This is a genomic window from Serratia sp. CY76391, assembly GCF_052166695.1.
Taxonomy (GTDB): domain Bacteria; phylum Pseudomonadota; class Gammaproteobacteria; order Enterobacterales; family Enterobacteriaceae; genus Serratia; species Serratia nematodiphila.
The window spans coordinates 461766-476611 of record NZ_JBJNOJ010000006.1 but is presented as its reverse complement, the minus strand read 5'-3'; the positions used below and the strand labels follow the sequence as shown (position 1 = coordinate 476611).

Here is a 14846-nt window from a genome sequence, read left to right as displayed (position 1 = left end):
GGCGGCTCCTTAGAAATACCCTTGACGCTTTTTCAGCTCCATGGAGCCGGACTGATCGCGATCGATCATCCGCCCCTGGCGTTCGCTGGTGGTGGAGACCAGCATCTCTTCGATGATCTCCGGCAGGGTTTGCGCCTGCGAATCCACCGCGCCGGTCAGTGGCCAGCACCCCAGAGTGCGGAAACGCACCATGCGCTGGCTGATCACTTCACCCGGCTGCAGATCGATACGATCGTCGTCCACCATCATCAGCATGCCGTCGCGCTCCACCACCGGGCGCGGTTTCGCCAGGTACAGCGGCACGATGTCGATCTTTTCCAGGAAGATGTACTGCCAGATATCCAGCTCGGTCCAGTTCGACAGCGGGAAGACGCGGATGCTCTCCCCTTTGTTGATCTGGCCGTTGTAGTTGTGCCACAGCTCCGGCCGCTGATTTTTCGGATCCCAGCGGTGGAAGCGATCGCGGAACGAGTAGATGCGCTCTTTGGCGCGCGATTTCTCCTCATCGCGCCGCGCACCGCCGAAGGCGGCGTCAAAACCGTACTTGTTCAACGCCTGTTTCAGGCCCTCGGTCTTCATGATGTCGGTATGCTTGGCGCTGCCGTGCACGAACGGGTTGATGCCCATCGCCACCCCTTCCGGGTTTTTATGCACCAGCAGCTCAAAGCCGTACTCCTTCGCGGTGCGATCGCGGAATTCGTACATTTCGCGGAATTTCCAGCCGGTATCGACGTGCAGCAGCGGGAACGGCAGCGTGCCGGGGAAGAACGCCTTGCGCGCCAGGTGCAGCATCACGGAAGAGTCTTTGCCAATGGAATACAGCATCACCGGGTTGGCGAATTCAGCGGCGACTTCACGGATGATATGGATACTCTCCGCCTCCAATTGCCGCAAATGAGTGAGTCGTTTTTCGTCCATAACAGGTCCTTAAAAGCCTTGCCTATGCCAAATTCACGACGGCCGGGCGCACGGCCCCTTCCGTCTGCGATTGATGCCCGAACCAGGCGATTTGGTGGTGCAGTTCCACCACCTCGCCGATCACCAGCAGCGCCGGCAACGGCGCCCGTTGGGCCAGATATTCCAGTTGTTCCAGCGTGCCGATCTGCACCTGCTGATCGGCGCGCGTGCCGCGGCTGATCACCGCCACCGGCGTCGCAGCGTCGCGGCCGTGGGCGATCAGGCGTTGGCTGATGTCCGCCGCCTTCATGGTGCCCATGTAGATAGCCAGCGTTTGCCGCGCCCGGGCCAGATCGGCCCAGTCCAGGCCATCGCCGTCCGGGCGGCAGTGGCCGGTGATAAAAGTCACGCTCTGCGCATGGTCGCGATGCGTCAGCGGAATGCCGGCGTAGGCGGTCGCCCCCGCGGCGGCCGTGACGCCCGGCACCACCTGGAACGGAATGCCGGCGGCGGCGGCCACCTGCAGCTCTTCGCCGCCGCGGCCGAAGATGAACGGATCGCCCCCCTTGAGGCGCACCACCCGTTTGCCCTGCTGCGCCAGCTCCACCAGCAGCCGGTTGGTCTCTTCCTGGATCACCGAGTGCGCGCCGGCGCGCTTGCCCACGCAGATGCGCTCGGCGTCGCGCCGCACCAGATCGAGGATCTCGCCGCTGACCAGATGGTCATACAGCACCACGTCCGCCTGCTGCATCACCTGCAACCCGCGCAGGGTCAACAACCCCACGTCGCCCGGCCCGGCGCCCACCAGGGCGATCTCGCCCTGTGCGCCCTCATCGCCTGCGACGAAGCGGTGTAAATCCTGCTCCAGCTGCCGTTCCGCCTGCGCCGTCTGGCCGCTGGCCACCAGCGTGGCGAAACGGCCGCCGAAGGTTTTCTCCCAGAAACGGCGACGTTCGCCGATCGAAGCCAACCGCTGTTTGACCTGGCCGCGCCAGCGGCCCGCTACCTGCGCCATCTGCCCCAAACTGGTGGGCAATAACGCCTCCAGCTTTTCGCGCAGCAGTCGCGCCAGCACCGGCGCCTGGCCGCTGGACGACACCGCCACCACCAGCGGCGAGCGATCGATGATCGACGGGAAAATGAACGAGCAGCGCGGCTGATCGTCCACCACGTTGGCCAACACCCGGCGTTTATCCGCCTCGGCGAACACCGCTGCGTTCAGCGCGTTGTCGTCCGTGGCGGCGATCGCCAGAAACACGTCGTCCAACTGCTGCGGATCAAAGGTTTTCCCCAGCCAGAGCACCCGCCCTTGCTGACGTTGTTGTTCCAGTTCCGGTGAGAGCGACTGCGCAACTATCCGTATTTCAGCCCCGGCGCGCTGAAGCAGATCGACTTTGCGCGCCGCCACGTCACCACCGCCAACGACCAGCACCGGGCGTTGTTTCAGGTCGGCGAATATTGGTAGATAGTCCACAACAGCCTTTTCATATAACAGAAAGATAGTGTGACTATACGGGCTGAGATTTAGCCTCTGAAATGACGAAAAGGAATGATTAGTTCCTTTATGGAATATAGGCCGCAACGCAGGAGGCAAACGGTAATACTCACGGCGGCGGTTTGCGCATTCGCGCGAAATTAAGAGACAGGGAAATTGTGTAATGCCGCCCGGCGTCTCATACTGGGTGCCGAAGAAAAATGATCGGCAGCGCCGATAGCAAAGAAGGATTTTTCGGTATGTTTTCCCGTTTTTACCTGAAGACCAGCCTGCTGGCCCTCGCACTCGGCGGCGTCTTCAGCGTTTGTGCCGCACAGCCCGTAAAAGACGCGCCAATGGGCCGTTTCGCCGCCGAACAGACCCGCCACATCGCCACTTACTTCCCCGGCCGCATGGCGGGCAGCCCGGCCGAATTGCTCACCGCCGACTATCTGAAGCAGCAATTCAGCAAGATGGGCTACCAAAGCGACATTCGCAGCGTCAATACGCGCTATCTCTACACCAGCAAAGACGGCAAGAAGAACTGGAACAACGTCACCGCCAGCTCGGTGATCGCCGCCCGCAACGGCGACAGCCCAAAACAGATCGTGGTCGTCGCCCACTTCGACACCTATACGCCGCAGAGCGACGAGGATCTGGATAACAACCTCGGCGGCTTGACGCTGCAGGGCGTCGACGACAACGCCTCCGGCATCGGTGTGATGCTGGAACTGGCGGAACGCCTGAAGAACATCCCCACCGCCTACGGCCTGCGCTTCGTCGCCACCAGCGCCGAAGAGATCGGTTCACTGGGGGCGCAGAACTACCTGCAACGCATGAGCGCGGAAGAGAAAAGCAACACCGTGCTGGTGATCAACCTCGACAGCCTGATCACCGGCGATCGTCTGTATTTCAACGCCGGGCGCAACACGCCGCCGCAGATGGCGAAGCGCTCCCGCGATCGCGCGCTGGATATCGCCCACCGCTACGGCATCGCCGCCGCCACCAATCCGGGCAGCGCACAGCACCCGAAGGGCACCGGCTGCTGCTCCGATCAAGAGGTGTTCGACGCCGCGGGCATCCCGGTGCTGTCGGTGGAGGCCACCAACTGGTCGCTGGGCGACAAAGATGGCTACCAGCAGCGCGCCGTCAGCCCGCACTTCCCGCAGGGCATCACCTGGCACCGTCCGCAGTATGACAATCTGCAGTATCTGGATCGCTACCTGCCGGGGCGGATCGACAAACGCAGCCGCGACAGCGTGCAGATCCTGCTGCCGCTGATCAAAGAGCTGGCGCAGGCGCACCCGCCGAAAGCACAGAAGAAAAAGTAGCCCGCAAAAAAAACAGGGCCCAGCATTGCTGAGCCCTGTCATGTCAATCACGCCGTTTAGCCTTCGTGCAGGCCACACTCGCGCTTCAGGCCGAAGAAACGCGTCTCTTCCTCGCTCATGCCCGGCTCCCACTTCTGGGTGGTGTGTGTATCACCTACCGACAGGTAGCCCTGCTCCCACAGCGGGTGATAGCTCAGCCCGTGTTCAGTCAGATACTGGTAAATCTTGCGGTTGTCCCAGTCGATGATCGGCAGGATCTTGAACACCCCACGCTGCACCGCCAGGACCGGCAGATTGGCGCGGCTGCCGGACTGCTCGCGCCGCAGGCCGGCGAACCAGCTCTGCGCGCCCAGCGTCTCCAGCGCGCGGTTCATCGGCTCGACCTTGTTGATCTGGTTGTATTTTTCAATCCCTTCTACGCCCTGCTCCCACAGCTTGCCATAGCGCGCCTCTTGCCAGGCGGGAGACTGCTCCGCGCGGAACACCTGCAGATTCAGCTTCAGCTGGTCGGCCAGTTGATCGATAAAGCGATAGGTTTCCGGGAACAGATAACCGGTGTCGGTCAGGATCACCGGGATATCCGGCCGGATGCGCGTCACCAGGTGCAGGCATACCGCCGCCTGAATGCCGAAACTGGACGAGAGTACGAACTCGCCGGGCAGATGCTCCAGCGCCCATTCAACGCGCTGTTCGGCGCTGAGGGTCTCCAGTTGGCCGTTGACCACCGCCAATGCCAGCGCCTGCCCGGATTTGGGCAACGCGTTCAGCGCCGCCAGATCGAATTCAGCCATGTTGTCTCTCCTGATACTTGAAATTATCTGTGCGGCCCCTCTGCCCAGGGGCCGCCCGGCCTCACTCCCAGAAATCTCGCGCCGGATCCAGCACCGGTTTGACGACGCCCGCGCGAACGGTGAAGTCGCCGAAACCTTCGCCAGCGTTGCGCTCCTTCGCCCAGCGCCCCACCAGCAGGTCGATCTCGCTCAGGATCTCATCTTCGTTGATGTTCTCGCGGTACATGCGCGGAATGCGCGTGCCTTCGCGGTTGCCGCCCAAATGCAGGTTATAGCGGCCGACCGCCTTGCCCACCAGCCCCAGCTCCGCCAGTAGCGCGCGGCCACAGCCGTTCGGGCAGCCGGTGATGCGCAGCACGATATGCTCGTCGCCCACCCCATGCCGATGCATAATCCCTTCCACCTTGGTGACGAACTGCGGCAGGAAACGCTCGGCCTCCGCCATCGCCAGCGGGCAGGTCGGGAACGACACGCAGGCCATCGAGTTTTTGCGTTGCTCGCTGATCTGGTCGTCGATCAGGCCATGATCGCGCGCCAGGGCTTCGATCTTCGCCTTCTCGCTTTCCGGCACGCCGGCGATGATCACGTTTTGGTTCGCCGTCAGACGGAAGTCGCCTTTATGGATTTTGGCGATCTCCGCCATGCCGGTCTTCAGCGGGCGCCCCGGATAGTCCAGCAGGCGGCCGTTCTCGATAAACAGCGTCAGATGCCACTGATCGTCGATGCCCTTCACCCAACCGATGCGATCGCCGCGGCCGGTGAATTCATACGGCCGGATCGGCGCGAAGGTGATGCCGGCGCGCTTTTCCACTTCGGCGCGGAAAACGTCCACGCCGACGCGCTCCAGCGTGTATTTGGTTTTGGCGTTCTTGCGATCGGTGCGGTTGCCCCAGTCGCGCTGCGTGGTGACCACCGCTTCCGCCACCGCCAGCGTATGCTCGAGCGGAATGTAGCCGAACTCGCTGGCCTGGCGCGCGTAGGTTTTCTTGTTGCCGTGCTCAATGGACAGCCCGCCGCCCACCAGCAGGTTAAAGCCCACCAACTTGCCGTTTTCGGCGATCGCCACGAAGTTCATGTCGTTGGCGTGCAGATCGACGTCATTTTGCGGCGGGATCACCACCGTGGTTTTGAATTTGCGCGGCAGGTAGGTCGATCCCAAAATAGGCTCTTCGTCGGTGGTGGCCACCTTCTCCTGATCCAGCCACACCTCTGCGTAGGCGCGGGTGCGCGGCAGCAGGTGTTCGGAGATCTTCTTCGCCCACTCGTAGGCTTCCTGATGCAGCTCGGACTCCACCGGGTTGGAGGTGCACAGCACGTTGCGGTTCACGTCGTTGGCCGTCGCCAGCGCGTCCAGCCCCAGACGGTTCAGCAGTTGGTGCACCGGTTTGACGTTGCCTTTCAGAATGCCGTGAAACTGGAACGTCTGGCGGTTGGTGATACGAATGCTGCCGTACAGCGTGCTCTCCTGCGCGAACTTGTCGATGCCCAGCCACTGCTGCGGGCTGATGACGCCGCCCGGCAGGCGGCAGCGCAGCATCATGGCGTGACGCGGCTCCAGCTTCTGCTCGGCGCGTTCGGCGCGAATATCGCGGTCATCTTGCTGGTACATGCCGTGAAAACGGATCAGCAGGAAGTTGTCGCCGTTGAAGCCGCCGGTCAGGCCGTCGTTCAAATCTTCGGCGATGGTGCCGCGCAGGAAGTTACTCTCCTTCTTCATGCGCTCCGCATCGGCCAGTTTGCCTTCGACTACCAAAGGCCCGGGGTGTTTATCACTCATCAGTAAACATCTCGCTGATAACGGCGCTCAAGGCGCAGCTCACTTAAAAATTCATCCGCCTGCTCGGTATCCATGCCACCGTGCTCGGCCACCAGTTCCAGTAATGTGTTTTCCACGTCTTTCGCCATGCGATTGGCATCGCCGCAGACGTAAATGTGCGCGCCTTCCTGAATCCAGCGCCACACTTCCGCGCCCTGTTCGCGCAGTTTGTCTTGTACGTATATTTTATGTTGCTGGTCACGGGACCAGGCCAGATCGATGCGGGTCAGCAGGCCGTCTTTCACATAGCGCTGCCATTCGACCTGATACAGGAAATCTTCGGTAAAGTGCGGGTTGCCGAAGAACAGCCAGTTTTTGCCGCCGGCGCCGTCGGCGTCGCGCTGCTGCATAAAGGCGCGGAACGGCGCAATGCCGGTGCCCGGGCCGATCATGATCACCGGCGTTTCCGGGTTGGCCGGCAGGCGGAAGTTATCGTTGTGTTCGATAAACACCCGCACGTCGCCGTCTTCCTCCAGGCGATCCGCCAGGAAGCCGGAGGCGCCGCCGCTGCGGGCGCGCCCGTCGATGTCGTAACGCACCACGCCCACGGTGATGTGGACTTCGCTTTCGTTCTCCGCCTGCGAAGAGGCGATGGAGTACAGGCGCGGCGTCAGCGGGCGCAGCAGGCCGACCAGCTGTTCGGCGCTCAGATCCGCCGGCGCCTGGCGCACCATGTCGACGATCGGCGTGTTGTGCGCGTAATGCTGCAGCGCGGCTTTATCCGCCAGCAGGCCGATCAGCGTTTCGTCGCGCGACAGCGCGGCGTATTTATCGACGATCGGCGTGGTGTTCTGCGTCAGCTCGAAATGGCTGCGCAGCGCCTGCGCCAGCGGCAGGGTCTGCCCTTCCACCTCGACCGGCTCGTCGCCTTTCAGCCACAACAGCTGCACCAGTTCGTCCACCAGCGCCGGATCGTTGTCGAACCATACGCCGAGCGCATCGCCCGGCTGGTAGCGCAGGCCGGAGTCGCCCAGATCGATCTCGATATGGCGCACGTCTTTATCGGACGCGCGGCCGGTAATTTTCTGCTTGACCGCCAGTTGGGCGGTGAGCGGTTGTTCCTTGCTGTACGGGCTGCTGTCGATCAGGTCGACCGCGCCGCTGGCCAACGCGCCCGGCGCGGCGTTTTCCGCCGGCGCGCGCGCCTTCAGCACCGACACCACCTGTTTGCGCCAGGCGGCGGCCAGTTCCTGATACTCCACGTCGGCATCCACGCGCTCCACCAGGCGCTCGGCGCCCAGTTCGGCCAGCTTGGCGTCGAAATCTTTACCGGACTGACAGAAATTCTCATAAGAGGTGTCGCCCAGCCCGAACACCGCAAACGCGGTGTCACTCAGCTTCGGCGCCTTTTTCGAGAACAGGTATTTATGCAGCGCCACCGCTTCTTCCGCCGGCTCACCTTCCCCTTGCGTGGAGGCGACGATCACCAGCAGGCGCTCTTGCGCTATTTGCTTGAACTTGTAATCGCCGGCGCTGATCAGCGTGGCGCTCAGATTGGCGGCCAGCAAATCGTCGCGCAGCTGCTCCGCCAGGCGGCGCGCATTGCCGGTCTGCGAAGCGGAAATGATGGTGATGCCGGCGGCGGCAGGGGCGGCGGGCGCAATGGCCACGGCTCCTGGCTGTTGATTGACCATGCCCCAAAAATAGCCGGACAGCCACGCCAGCTGCGTCGGCGAATAGTCGCCGATCGTCGCCTGCAGGCGTGCCATCTGTTCGGGCGTCAGCGGGAGCAAAGATGTTGGAGGAGCCTGAGTCGTCATTGCTGTACTTATTTCCTATACTTAGCGCCTTTCCTGCCAGGCGCGCGCCAGTGCCAGTCGCTGTCTCTTCGCTGCGTCGGGTGTGCGGAAAAGATCAGGAGAGTTTGTAAGGTTACCGAGCAGAATAGCAACGATTAAATAAGGGATAGCAATAAATCATAACCAAAATGACTAAGCTGTTTTTCTGGTAAGGGATAACGCTTAAACCGTTAAACAAAGTTTTTTATCCAGATGAAAATAAAGCACTTTTTTTCATCATTTTTTCACCGTTCAACATTTCGGCTCATAACCCCAGCCGATAGGTGCCGCAAACACCAAACAAAAAAAGTGTTAAACGGGCGCGTTGGCCGTGGCGGTAGACCATAACGGTATAAATGGCAAGCAGACGCGCTTTCCGGTACTATGCGGCGGTTTTTGAGTCAATGAGGCCGTAATAATGGCAACCACGCTGTTTAAAGATTTTCAGTTTGAAGCCGCACACCGTTTGCCGCATGTGCCGGAGGGCCACAAATGCGGCCGTCTGCATGGACATTCGTTTATGGTGCGTCTGGAAGTGACCGGTGAAGTGGATCCCCACACCGGTTGGGTGATGGATTTCGCCGAGCTCAAGGCTGTGTTTTCCCCGATCTGGGAGCGGCTGGATCACCATTATCTGAACGATATTCCAGGATTGGAAAATCCCACCAGCGAAGTGCTCGCCGCCTGGATTTGGCAGCAGCTCAAGCCCCAACTGCCGGAATTGACGGCGGTGATGGTGAAAGAGACCTGTACGGCGGGATGCGTATATAAAGGTTAAAAGAAAGGGCGCCGCAATGGCGCCCTGATTTTAGGCGATGTTCAGATACTTGTGGGTCTGCATCGACAGCCGCCAATTGCGCGCGATACAGGTTTCAATACACAGACGGGTCGCCTCTTCTTTCTGGCTGATCGGCTGCAGTGCGATAATGCGCGCCTTGTCATCCTGCAACGTCGCCAGCAGCGCATCCAGCGCCTCGATATCGCGCTCGCGCGCCACCGGATGTTTCACTTCGTCGGCGCGCCGCAGCGCCTGATCCAGCACCTTCATACCGCCGCGCATATTCACCTTCGGCGAAACCGTCACCCAGGTGTTGGCGGAGCAGCGAATTTCGTGGGTGCCGCTGGTTTCAATCTGGCAACGGTAGCCATGCTGTTCGAACAGCTCGGTCAGCGGCGCCAGATCGTAGATGCAGGGTTCACCGCCGGTGATCACCACATGACGCGCGGTGTAGCCTTGCTGACGCATCACCGCCAGCAGCTGCTCGGCGCTGGCATTGCCCCAGGCGTCGCTCTCTTCTGTTTTGACCAAGATCCGTTGCAGGTCGACTTCCCGATGGGCTTCCTTTTCCCAGGTATGTTTGGTGTCGCACCAGCTGCACCCTACCGGGCAGCCCTGCAGGCGGATGAAAATGGCCGGCACGCCGGTGAAAAAGCCTTCGCCCTGCAAGGTTTGGAACATCTCGTTGATCGGGTACTGCATCGGTTTCTCAATCTGGAAAAGTAAAAAACGATTATCGCAGATTCCGGCCCGGTGACCAAACGGCCAAAATTGTATTAAATTTTTTCCTCCGCGCCGCCGCCAGCATATCTCACCGCCAAGGGCGTTCATTTAATTTGTTAACCGGTCTTAGGCCTTTCATCCGCGGTGCAACCTGCTCCACAGAAAACAACACGAAGTTAACAAATAAGATAATTATATTTGACATAAAGCGCTGACGCGCAGATGTATATACAAGCAAACACAAGCCGAGCATCAGTTTCGGCCACGTACTATTCATCACGACTACATCTGCGTTTAGAGGGTGCCATGACTCATTCCACCAGCGAGTTAAACATTCAACAGGCCATCGACGACAGCAAGTTTTCGCTGTTTCACTGGACACTGATCATTCTCGGATTCCTGATCCTCGCCATCGACGGTTTCGATACCGCCGCCATGGGCTATATCGCCCCCTCGGTCGCCAAAGACTGGGGCATCGTGAAGCAGGATCTGGGGCCGGTGCTGAGCGCCGCGCTGCTGGGGCTGTCGCTCGGCGCGCTGATCGCCGGGCCAATCTCCGACCGCATCGGCCGCAAGCGCGTGCTGGTGTTTTCCTGCCTGTTCTTCGGCCTGTCGAGCCTGGCCACCGCCTACGCCGGCTCGCTCAATAGCCTGACGCTGTGGCGTTTCCTCACCGGCCTCGGGCTGGGAGCGGCGATGCCCAACGCTATCACGCTGATCTCCGAATACGCGCCGCAGCGCTGCCGTTCGCTGGCGATCAATACCATGTATTGCGGCTTTCCGCTGGGCGCGGCCGGCGGCGGCGCCATTTCATCGTGGCTGATCCCGAGCTACGGCTGGCACAGCGTGCTGTTGCTCGGCGCCATTGCGCCGCTGGCGTTGACGGTGTTGCTGATCCTGCTGCTGCCGGAATCGGTCAAATATATGGTCAACCGCGGGCAGGATGCGGCGAAGATCAAACGCATCGCGCAACGCTTCGTCAGCCAGAGCCTCGACGGCGTGACGCGTTTTTACCTGTATGAAGAGAAGCTGACGCAGGCCAAGACCAGCGTCGGGCTGCTGTTCAGCCGCCCTTACCTGCTCGGCACGCTGATGCTGTGGGTGACCTACTTCATGGGGCTGGTGATCTACTACGTGTTGCTGAGCTGGATGCCAATCCTGATGCAGGGGCTGGGCTATCAGCTGGAACAGTCGGCGATGCTCACCTCGCTGTTCACCTTCGGCGGCACGCTGGGCATCCTGGTGGCCGGCTGGCTGATGGATCGCTGGAATGCGCATAAGGTGGTCTCGAGCGGCTTTGTCGTCACCGCCCTGCTGATCGTGGCGATGGCCACCGAAGACAAGCAGATCGTGCTGCTGGGCGCCTTCATCTTCCTGATGGGCGTCACCATGAACGGCGCGCAGTCCGGGCTGCAAACGCTGGCGGCCACCTTCTACCCGACCCACAGCCGCGCCACCGGCATTGCCTGGATGCAGGGCATCGGCCGCTTCGGCGGCGTCGCCGGCACCATGATGGGTGCCCAACTGCTGGCGATGCAGTGGGAAGTGCAGAGCATCCTGATGTTCCTGTGCGTACCGGCGCTGATCGCCGCCATCGCCACGGTGTGCAAAATGAGCCGCAAGCCGATGCTGCAACCGGCTGCCTGAGCCTGGCAAGCCCGCCCACGGCGGGCTTTCTTACCGCGGTGATAGGGCTTGTTTATCCTCCGCCGCCAACTGTAATCAGTCTGTAAAAATATTGTGACTAGCCGCCCAAAAATGAGTCAATTTTAATTCATTTTTGCCGAACAGCTCACTTTTCTCCGGCTTTTCGCACATGAAGCCGGTGAAAAAAAATCGCATATCAACCTGATATAAAAAGAAAATAACTTTTTCTTATGCCACTTTTCAGCGGCAACTGGTCAGTGTTGCATATGCTTGTACATACAAGTATATGTTAATAAGCCCTACGCATTGTTATGCCGTGGTACTCATCCCCACCGCGGCATGGAATCTGCACCGATACTGTTTGAGGAAACTGCTGTGACTACAAATAACAAAGTTCGCAATGTCGATGTACGCGCGCCACGCGGCACACAATTAAACGCAAAAAGCTGGCTGACCGAAGCGCCGTTACGCATGCTGATGAACAACCTCGATCCTGAAGTTGCGGAGAACCCACATGAGCTGGTGGTGTACGGCGGCATCGGCCGCGCCGCGCGCGACTGGGATTGTTACGACAAGATCGTCGAAACCCTGAAAACGCTGGAAGAAGACGAAACCCTGCTGGTGCAGTCCGGCAAGCCGGTCGGCGTATTCAAAACCCACAGCAACGCGCCGCGCGTGCTGATCGCCAACTCCAACCTGGTGCCGCACTGGGCGACCTGGGAACACTTCAACGAACTGGACGCCAAAGGCCTGGCCATGTACGGCCAGATGACCGCCGGCAGCTGGATCTACATCGGCAGCCAGGGCATCGTTCAGGGCACCTATGAGACCTTCGTCGAAGCGGGCCGCCAGCACTACGACAGCAGCCTGCAGGGGCGCTGGGTGCTGACCGCCGGTCTGGGCGGCATGGGCGGCGCGCAGCCACTGGCCGCCACGCTGGCGGGCGCCTGCTCGCTGAACATCGAATGTCAGCAGAGCCGCATCGATTTCCGTCTGAAAACCCGCTACGTCGATGAGCAGGCCAAAGATCTGGACGACGCGCTGGCCCGCATTAAAAAATACACCGCCGAAGGCAAAGCCATCTCCATCGCCCTGTGCGGCAACGCGGCGGAAATCCTGCCTGAGCTGGTGCGCCGCGGCGTGCGCCCGGACATGGTCACCGATCAGACCAGCGCCCACGATCCGCTGAACGGCTATCTGCCGAAGGGCTGGAGCTGGGAAGAGTATCGCCAGCGCGCCCAGACCGAGCCAGCCAAGGTGGTCGCCGCCGCCAAGCAGTCGATGGCCGATCACGTTAAAGCCATGCTGGCGTTCCAGCAGATGGGCGTGCCGACCTTCGACTACGGCAACAACATTCGCCAGATGGCGAAAGAAACCGGCGTCGACAACGCCTTCGACTTCCCGGGCTTCGTGCCGGCCTACATCCGTCCGCTGTTCTGCCGCGGCATCGGGCCGTTCCGCTGGGCGGCCCTGTCCGGCGATCCGCAGGACATCTACAAAACCGACGCCATGGTGAAAGAGCTGATCCCGGATGACGAACACCTGCACCGCTGGCTGGACATGGCGCGCGAGCGCATCAGCTTCCAGGGCCTGCCGGCGCGCATCTGCTGGGTTGGCCTCGGCCAGCGCGCCAAGTTGGGCCTGGCGTTCAACGAGATGGTGCGCCGCGGTGAACTGTCCGCCCCGATCGTCATCGGCCGCGACCACCTGGATTCCGGCTCCGTTTCCAGCCCGAACCGTGAAACCGAAGCGATGAAAGACGGCTCCGATGCGGTTTCCGACTGGCCGCTGCTGAACGCCCTGCTGAACACCGCCAGCGGCGCCACCTGGGTTTCCCTGCACCACGGCGGCGGCGTCGGCATGGGCTTCTCCCAACACTCCGGCATGGTGATCGTCTGCGACGGCACCGATGAGGCCGCCGAGCGCATCGCCCGCGTGCTGCACAATGACCCGGCTACCGGGGTCATGCGTCACGCCGACGCCGGTTACGATATCGCTATCGACTGCGCCCGCGAGCAAGGCCTGAACCTGCCGATGGTTGCCGCCACCCAAGGAGAAAAAGCATGAAAGCGCTGACTATTCGCCCGGGCAAACTGACGCTGGCTCAGCTACGCGACGTCTATCAACATCCGGTGACGCTGACGCTGGACGACAACGCCTACGGCCCTATCCAGCAGAGCGTGGCCTGCGTAGAGCGCATCGTTGAAGAAAACCGCACCACATACGGCATCAACACCGGATTTGGCCTGCTGGCTTCGACGCGCATCGCCCGCGACGATTTGGAAAATCTGCAGCGCTCGATCGTGCTGTCACACGCCGCCGGCGTGGGCGAGCCGACCGACGACAACCTGGTGCGCCTGATCATGGTGCTGAAGATCAACAGCCTGTCGCGCGGCTTCTCCGGCATTCGCCTGGAAGTTATCCAGGCGCTGATCGCGCTGGTCAACGCCGAAGTCTATCCGCATATTCCGCTGAAAGGCTCCGTCGGCGCCTCCGGCGACCTGGCGCCGCTGGCACACATGAGCCTGGTGCTGCTGGGCGAAGGTAAGGCACGCCATCAGGGCCAATGGCTGCCGGCGGCCGAAGCGCTGGCCAAAGCCGGCCTGAAACCGCTGACGCTGGCGGCGAAAGAGGGCCTGGCATTGCTGAACGGCACCCAGGTCTCCGCCGCCTTCGCGCTGCGCGGCCTGTTCGATGCCGAAGATCTGTTCGCGGCCGCCACCGTGGCGGGCAGCCTGACGGTGGAAGCGGCGCTGGGCTCTCGCAGCCCGTTCGATGCGCGTATCCACGAGGTGCGCGGCCAGCGCGGCCAGATCGACGCCGCCCTCGCCTACCGCCACCTGCTCGGCGCGCGCAGCGAAGTCTCCGACTCGCACCGCAACTGTGAAAAAGTGCAGGATCCTTACTCCCTGCGCTGCCAGCCGCAGGTGATGGGCGCCTGCCTGACGCAGATCCGTCAGGCCGCCGAGGTGCTGGAGATCGAAGCCAACGCCGTCTCCGATAACCCGTTGGTGTTCGCCGAACAGGGCGACGTGCTGTCCGGCGGCAACTTCCACGCCGAACCGGTGGCGATGGCCGCCGATAACCTGGCGCTGGCATTCGCCGAAATCGGTTCGCTGTCCGAGCGCCGCATCTCGCTGATGATGGACAAACACATGTCGCAGCTGCCACCGTTCCTGGTGGAGAACGGCGGCGTGAACTCCGGCTTCATGATCGCTCAGGTCACCGCCGCGGCGCTGGCCAGCGAAAACAAAGCGCTGGCGCATCCATCAAGCGTCGACAGCATTCCGACCTCCGCCAACCAGGAGGACCACGTTTCCATGGCGCCGGCCGCCGGCCGCCGCCTGTGGAACATGGCGGACAACGTGCGCGGCATTCTGGCGGTCGAGTGGCTGGCCGCCTGCCAGGGCCTGGATTTCCGCAACGGCCTGAAGACCTCGGAAGGTCTGGAGCAGGCGCGCCGTCTGCTGCGCGAGCATGTCAGTTTCTACGACAAGGATCGTTTCTTCGCCCCCGACATTGAAGCCGCCAGCCAACTCTTGGCGGCCGGTCACCTGACATCGCTGCTGCCTGCGGCGCTGCTGCCTAGCCAGGCATAATCATCACATACT

At 61.4% G+C, this 14846-nt stretch carries 11 protein-coding genes; 5 read left to right on the top strand and 6 right to left on the bottom strand.

Translation table 11 applies throughout. The features are described from left to right. Positions 1 to 9 precede the first annotated feature (9 nt). Both cysD and cysG read right to left on the bottom strand, forming a co-directional pair. Positions 10 to 918: a sulfate adenylyltransferase subunit CysD gene (cysD, locus tag ACJ8PN_RS13020; protein WP_004932620.1), complete on the bottom strand. Its 909-nt coding sequence runs from the start codon at positions 916 to 918 to the stop codon at positions 10 to 12. 22 nt (positions 919 to 940) lie between these two features. Further along, positions 941 to 2371 (bottom strand): siroheme synthase CysG, encoded by a 1431-nt coding sequence (cysG, locus tag ACJ8PN_RS13015; RefSeq protein ID WP_351107310.1) that lies wholly within the window; start codon positions 2369 to 2371, stop codon positions 941 to 943. A gap of 260 nt (positions 2372 to 2631) precedes the next feature. Here cysG and ACJ8PN_RS13010 point away from each other — a divergent pair, with 260 nt between their 5' ends. Continuing rightward, positions 2632 to 3702, top strand: a complete 1071-nt coding sequence (locus ACJ8PN_RS13010; protein ID WP_028127845.1) for an aminopeptidase — start codon at positions 2632 to 2634, stop codon at positions 3700 to 3702. A 56-nt stretch (positions 3703 to 3758) separates the two neighbouring features. Here ACJ8PN_RS13010 and ACJ8PN_RS13005 read toward each other — a convergent pair whose 3' ends face one another. The 3 genes from ACJ8PN_RS13005 to cysJ form a co-directional block, all read right to left on the bottom strand. Next, on the bottom strand, positions 3759 to 4493 hold the full coding sequence (locus ACJ8PN_RS13005) for a phosphoadenylyl-sulfate reductase (RefSeq protein WP_015376681.1): 735 nt from the start codon (positions 4491 to 4493) through the stop codon (positions 3759 to 3761). Positions 4494 to 4554: 61 nt separating this feature from the next. After that, positions 4555 to 6270, bottom strand: coding sequence for an assimilatory sulfite reductase (NADPH) hemoprotein subunit (gene cysI / locus ACJ8PN_RS13000; RefSeq protein WP_049188050.1), 1716 nt, complete (start codon positions 6268 to 6270; stop codon positions 4555 to 4557). Further along, positions 6270 to 8069 (bottom strand): NADPH-dependent assimilatory sulfite reductase flavoprotein subunit, encoded by a 1800-nt coding sequence (gene cysJ, locus ACJ8PN_RS12995; protein ID WP_351107315.1) that lies wholly within the window; start codon positions 8067 to 8069, stop codon positions 6270 to 6272. The genes cysI and cysJ overlap by 1 nt, the downstream gene beginning before the upstream one ends. 436 nt (positions 8070 to 8505) lie before the next feature. Here cysJ and queD point away from each other — a divergent pair, with 436 nt between their 5' ends. Beyond that, entirely contained in the window at positions 8506 to 8865 is a 360-nt protein-coding gene (gene queD / locus ACJ8PN_RS12990; RefSeq protein WP_004932638.1) for a 6-carboxytetrahydropterin synthase QueD, read from the top strand. Between the two features lie 30 nt (positions 8866 to 8895). On the opposite strand, the gene queE is transcribed toward queD, so the two are convergent. Further along, entirely contained in the window at positions 8896 to 9567 is a 672-nt protein-coding gene (gene queE / locus ACJ8PN_RS12985; protein WP_004932641.1) for a 7-carboxy-7-deazaguanine synthase QueE, read from the bottom strand. 327 nt (positions 9568 to 9894) lie between these two features. On the opposite strand from queE, the gene ACJ8PN_RS12980 reads away from it, so the two are divergent. From ACJ8PN_RS12980 to hutH, 3 genes are all read left to right on the top strand, one after another. Further along, positions 9895 to 11235 carry an MFS transporter gene (locus ACJ8PN_RS12980; protein WP_015376678.1) on the top strand — a complete coding sequence of 447 codons (1341 nt, stop codon included), beginning with the start codon at positions 9895 to 9897 and terminating at the stop codon, positions 11233 to 11235. 375 nt (positions 11236 to 11610) lie between these two features. Beyond that, a complete protein-coding gene (gene hutU / locus ACJ8PN_RS12975) occupies positions 11611 to 13302 on the top strand; it encodes a urocanate hydratase (RefSeq protein WP_442534992.1) in 1692 nt (563 codons plus the stop codon). Next, entirely contained in the window at positions 13299 to 14834 is a 1536-nt protein-coding gene (gene hutH / locus ACJ8PN_RS12970) for a histidine ammonia-lyase (RefSeq protein ID WP_351107318.1), read from the top strand. The genes hutU and hutH overlap by 4 nt, the downstream gene beginning before the upstream one ends. Positions 14835 to 14846: the final 12 nt, after the last annotated feature.

Coding starts and splice junctions, on each gene's coding strand:
- cysI (WP_049188050.1), bottom strand. CDS start 6,270: ATGAGTGATAAACACCCCGGGCCTTTGGTAGTCGAAGGCAAACTGGCC.
- cysJ (WP_351107315.1), bottom strand. CDS start 8,069: ATGACGACTCAGGCTCCTCCAACATCTTTGCTCCCGCTGACGCCCGAA.
- hutH (WP_351107318.1), top strand. CDS start 13,299: ATGAAAGCGCTGACTATTCGCCCGGGCAAACTGACGCTGGCTCAGCTA.
- cysD (WP_004932620.1), bottom strand. CDS start 918: ATGGACGAAAAACGACTCACTCATTTGCGGCAATTGGAGGCGGAGAGT.
- queD (WP_004932638.1), top strand. CDS start 8,506: ATGGCAACCACGCTGTTTAAAGATTTTCAGTTTGAAGCCGCACACCGT.
- queE (WP_004932641.1), bottom strand. CDS start 9,567: ATGCAGTACCCGATCAACGAGATGTTCCAAACCTTGCAGGGCGAAGGC.
- ACJ8PN_RS13005 (WP_015376681.1), bottom strand. CDS start 4,493: ATGGCTGAATTCGATCTGGCGGCGCTGAACGCGTTGCCCAAATCCGGG.
- ACJ8PN_RS12980 (WP_015376678.1), top strand. CDS start 9,895: ATGACTCATTCCACCAGCGAGTTAAACATTCAACAGGCCATCGACGAC.
- ACJ8PN_RS13010 (WP_028127845.1), top strand. CDS start 2,632: ATGTTTTCCCGTTTTTACCTGAAGACCAGCCTGCTGGCCCTCGCACTC.